General features: G+C 66.6%; 5 protein-coding genes and 1 pseudogene. 2 read left to right on the forward strand and 4 right to left on the reverse strand.

The features are described 5' to 3' along the window. Positions 1–17 precede the first annotated feature (17 nt). Positions 18–209 (reverse strand): hypothetical protein, encoded by a 192-nt coding sequence (locus CSW58_RS13715; RefSeq protein ID WP_143755109.1) that lies wholly within the window; start codon positions 207–209, stop codon positions 18–20. A 96-nt stretch (positions 210–305) separates the two neighbouring features. Here CSW58_RS13715 and CSW58_RS06950 point away from each other — a divergent pair, with 96 nt between their 5' ends. Beyond that, positions 306–1,001: a hypothetical protein gene (locus tag CSW58_RS06950; protein ID WP_143755110.1), complete on the forward strand. Its 696-nt coding sequence runs from the start codon at positions 306–308 to the stop codon at positions 999–1,001. Here the strand turns inward: CSW58_RS06950 and CSW58_RS06955 are convergent. Continuing rightward, positions 979–2,295, reverse strand: a complete 1,317-nt coding sequence (locus CSW58_RS06955) for a hypothetical protein (RefSeq protein ID WP_099446796.1) — start codon at positions 2,293–2,295, stop codon at positions 979–981. The genes CSW58_RS06950 and CSW58_RS06955 overlap by 23 nt on opposite strands. Before the next feature lie 281 nt (positions 2,296–2,576). Further along, positions 2,577–3,134: a dTDP-4-dehydrorhamnose 3,5-epimerase gene (gene rfbC / locus CSW58_RS06960; RefSeq protein ID WP_099446797.1), complete on the reverse strand. Its 558-nt coding sequence runs from the start codon at positions 3,132–3,134 to the stop codon at positions 2,577–2,579. Between the two features lie 34 nt (positions 3,135–3,168). On the opposite strand from rfbC, the gene CSW58_RS06965 reads away from it, so the two are divergent. After that, a complete protein-coding gene (locus CSW58_RS06965; protein ID WP_099446798.1) occupies positions 3,169–4,218 on the forward strand; it encodes a glycosyltransferase family 2 protein in 1,050 nt (349 codons plus the stop codon). Here the strand turns inward: CSW58_RS06965 and CSW58_RS06970 are convergent. Further along, a pseudogene (locus CSW58_RS06970) lies at positions 4,178–4,405 on the reverse strand (M20/M25/M40 family metallo-hydrolase); the annotation flags it as partial. The gene CSW58_RS06965 and the pseudogene CSW58_RS06970 sit on opposite strands and share 41 nt — an antisense overlap.

The following is a 4,405-nucleotide window of genomic DNA, read 5'->3' on the forward strand; positions in this document are numbered from 1 at the left end:
CGGCTGATGCCGGTCATCTATTCGCGCTGGTGCGACGAGACCGGCGAACCGAGCGCTTCAGCTTTCAGTGCTATGACTATTTCATCCGCCGCCTTGTCGGCCTGCGCGCCCAGGACTTCGGCGAGGCCGTCCTGGTCCCGGCCGTGGCGGACTTCTTTCGCCGCGTGCCGCGCCTGCGGGAAAAAGCACTTCCTGTGCATGAACTTCACCCCGCGGCCCCATCGGGGTGGCCTTTCTGTCCTGGCTGTTCGGGCGCGGCCTCGGAACGCGGGCGGGTTCATCTCGCGGTTCGCCAGGGCTTCAACATGTCCAAGATGCAGGCCGGCGAATCGCCCCTGCCGGACAACTGGCTAAGCTCGCCGACCCTGGAACGCGGGTTCGAGATCCTCAAGTCGCGCGGCCGGATGAGTCTCGACCTGCCGGCCGACCTCGGCGACTACACGCCCGAGTTCGATATCGGCGACCCCGAATGCTATCGGCAGTCCTATTTCTCGATCGTCACCGAGAGCGACGTCTCCGACGGCGACCTGATGCGGATCACCGAAAAGGTCATCAAGCCGATGGCCATGTTCCACCCGATCATCGTGGTCGGAAACAGCGGCTCCCTGCAGCTGCTGCGGGACTTTGGCTTCAGGACCTTCGCCCCGTTCATCGACGAATCCTATGACCGGGTCGACGACTCGCAACAGCGCCTGGCCCTGGTGGCGGCCGAGATCGAGCGCCTGACCGCCCTGAGTCCGGCGGAGATGTCGGACTGGCTGCGCGGCCTGTCCGACGTTGTGATCCACAACTACCTGCATCTGCACCGGGGGCTGAACGACCGCTACCGGTTCGAGATCGAGCCCCGGCTGATCCTGGACCTGAGCAGCGGCGCCCACGCCCTGGGCGGCTATTCAGCGCCGGGCGGGCCGAAGGCGGGCAAGGGCCGGCGATCCTGGGTCAGCGACGTGCTGAAGGCCCTGGATCCCCGGCGACTGCTCAGGTCGCCTCGGGCGACTTGACCAGCCAGGGACCCAAGGGCGCGATATCCTCGTCGGGCAGAACGACGGTGTGGAAATGCCGTCCCTCGTCCCAGACATAGAACCAGCCGCCCAGAGGTTCGCGGTCGGTGACGACGGTCAACAGCCGGTTGCCGCCGAGAATATGGGCGAAGTGGCCGAAACTGGTGGTGTGCTGCGAGAATACCGTGGGGCAACGCGCCATCAGCAGCAGGTCGACCATCGCTTCCTGCACCGCCACGACGTCCTGGGTGTTGTCGATGGAGGTCTTGTCGAACGTGAAGACATAGTCGCCCAGACGGGCCTTGATCCGGGCCTCGACGCCCAGGTCGTTGGTGCACAGGAACGCCCGGTCGTATTGTGGGAAGGTGTCCCGAAGCTTCTCGAGCATCGAGATGAACACCTCCTCGCCGATCGCGAACTTTTCCGCCTCCATCGCCGCGAACGCCCCATTGGGATAGGCGCGACGCACATGGAAGCCGATGGTCCGCGAGAAATCGACACCGTCGAACTGGGCGAGCATCTCGCGGATGGCGCGGGCGGGCCGCAGGCCCTTGAACGCCTCGCCCAGCATCTTGAAGCTGGGCCGTTCACTGGCCTCGGTCGCATAGGGGCCGGTGGCGCCGATCAGCACATTGTCGGCTTCGAGCCGGGCGGGCGGCCCGGCCTCGTCATAGAGGTCCTGGCGATCATGGTCGCCGGCCAGGAACGAGGCGTCGACCTCCTCGAAGCCCGAACCGCTCATGTCGTAGATGTCGGAGAAATCGGCGGCGCAGTGGGCGTTAGGCCCCCAATAGACATAGGCCGACCGCCCCGTCGCCTGCGCCGCGATCAGGGTCGACAACATCGGATAGGTGCGATTCATCATCCCACCCTGGTTGGAGCTGACCAGGGCCTTGTCCAGTCGCTCCGAAGGGGTGGCCTTGGCCCCGTCCAGGCGAAACAGGCGGCCTGGCGCCGTGGCTTCCGGGATCGGGAAGGTCGTGATCATCGGGCCCAGGGTGAAGGCCGACCCCTCATAGTGCTCGCTGGCAAGCGTGATCGAGATCGAATAGTTGAAGCGCTCGCCGGCATTGAAGAAGGCCAGCCCCAGCACGGGGGTATCGCGGGTCACGTCCATCACCCGACGAGTCGGCGGGCGCCCCGCCTGCTCGACACTCAGAACCACCTTTAATCGCCCCGGCCAGTCGGCATTGCCGAAGCTCACCGCTTGGGAGATGAAATAGTTGCCCTGAGCGCCGTCGATGTCCCGCCAGCGGGCGATCACAGGGGGCTGGCCGAGCGGATGCGGATGCATTTGGCTGCTGCCGCGCCGCGGATCCTCGGCTACGCTGCACCAGTCGTTCTGTGTTTTCAGGTCTAGCGACGGCAAGCAGGCCTCCAAGCGCGGTTCGTGGACTTCGACTGTCGCCGCCAAGCCATTCTGATCGAATTGAGTGTCACAATCCAAGGATCGAGGACACAGATCAATACCATCCAGGTCAAGACTCTGGAGGGATTTAGCGGCCGGGGCAGGCTACCCTGACGTGGATGTTTTAGGTGGCTGGACCTGACAGCCTCCCGGCCTCGCCGCCGGATCTAGACCTTGAAAGGCGACTGAAGATCAGCGAATCGCGGCGCGGCGCCGTCACGAGCGTTCGTCGAGATCTGGCTGGCGTCCAGGGGCCACTCGACCCCGACATCGGGGTCGTTCCACAGCACCGCGCCTTCGGCCGAGGGCTGATAATAGTCGGTGACCTTGTAGAGCACCTCGCACTCGTCGGTCAGGGTGCAGTAGCCATGGGCGAAGCCCTGCGGCACCAGCAACTGTTGCGCATTGCCCTCCGACAACTCCGCCCCGACCCAATGGCCATAGGTCGGCGAGCCGATCCGGATATCGATCGCCACGTCGAAGATCGCGCCGCGGACGACCCGCAGCAGCTTGTCCTGGGCATGGGGCGGCGCCTGGAAATGCATGCCCCTCAGAATGCCGCGCGTGGTCGATCGCACATGGTTGTCCTGCACGAAGGTGCGGGTGAAGCCGGCTTCGTCGAGGGCCGCCTGACGGAATGTCTCCGAGAACCATCCGCGCTCATCGCCATGCCGAGCGGGCGTGATAAGCAGGACCTCCGGGATGGCGAGCGACGCGACATTCATCAATCAAACCTCTTTCAGGCGAACGGAGCTACGCATGGCCCGGCCCACTTCAAATGGCAAGGCCGCCCCAACCGCTACTCCCGCCATAAGTGTGATCGTCGTCGCCTATCAGAGCGGCCCGACCCTGGCGCGGTGTCTGGCCGGCCTCGCCGCCCAGACCTTTCAGGATTTCGAGATCCTGCTCGTCGACAATCAGTCGACGGACGGCGCCCCCCAGGCGGCCGCGGCGGATCCTCGCGTCCAGCTGTTGTCGCCGGGCGAGAACCTCGGCTTCGCGGCGGGCAACAACCTTGCGGCGGCCGTGGCCCGGGGCCGCTGGCTGGCCCTGCTCAACCCCGACGCCTATCCCGATCCTGACTGGCTGGAGGCCTGGGTCGCGGCCGCCGCGCGCCACCCGGACGTTCGCTGCTTCGGGGCCTTGCAGATGGTGGCCGACGCGCCGGGCCTGATGGACGGGGCCGGCGACGTCATGACCTCGGCCGGCATTCCGTTCCGCGGCGGCTATCGGCGCCGCCTGCCCGAGGCCCTTCCGGCCGGCGAGATCTTCTCGGCCTGCGGCGCCGCCACCCTGATTGACCGCGCGCTGTTCCTGCGGCTCGGCGGCTTCGACGCGCGCTATTTCTGCTACTGCGAGGACGTCGACCTCGGCTACCGCCTGCGGCTGGCGGGCGAGACGACCCTGCTGGAGCCCGGCGCTCGGGTCGCCCATGTCGGCTCGGCCACCCTGGGCGTCCGCTCGGATTTCGCCCTGTTCCACGGTTCGCGCAATCGGGTCTGGACCTATCTGAAGAACACCCCGCCGCTGCTGCTGTGGCTGACGGCGCCGCTGCACGTGGCGGTGACGGCGGGCCTGTTGCTGCTGCACCTGCGGCGCGGCGACGCCGGTCCGGTGATCAAGGGCATAGCCGCCGCCTTCGCCTCGGACGACCTGGCCTCGATCCTGGCCAGCCGCCGCGAGATCCAGGACGCCCGCAAGGTCGGGTCCGGCGCGATCCTGCGAGTCATGGCCTTCGATCCGGTCGCCTTCTTCGGCCGACGGATGGTTATCCGGAAACTGAAAGTTCCTCGATCAGTCGGCGCATGAAGGCCGCGCCGCGCTGCATCTGGGAGATCTCGACAAACTCGTCGGGCTGGTGGGCCTGGTCGATCGAGCCGGGGCCGCAGATCACCGTCGAGAAGCCCGCCCCCTGGAACTGCCCGGCCTCCGAGGCATAGGGCCCCACCCGGGCCGGGCCGTTTGTCGCCGGCCAGGCGCCGCGCGAACAGTTCGG

This window comes from Caulobacter sp. B11 (genome assembly GCF_002737765.1).
GTDB lineage: Bacteria > Pseudomonadota > Alphaproteobacteria > Caulobacterales > Caulobacteraceae > Caulobacter.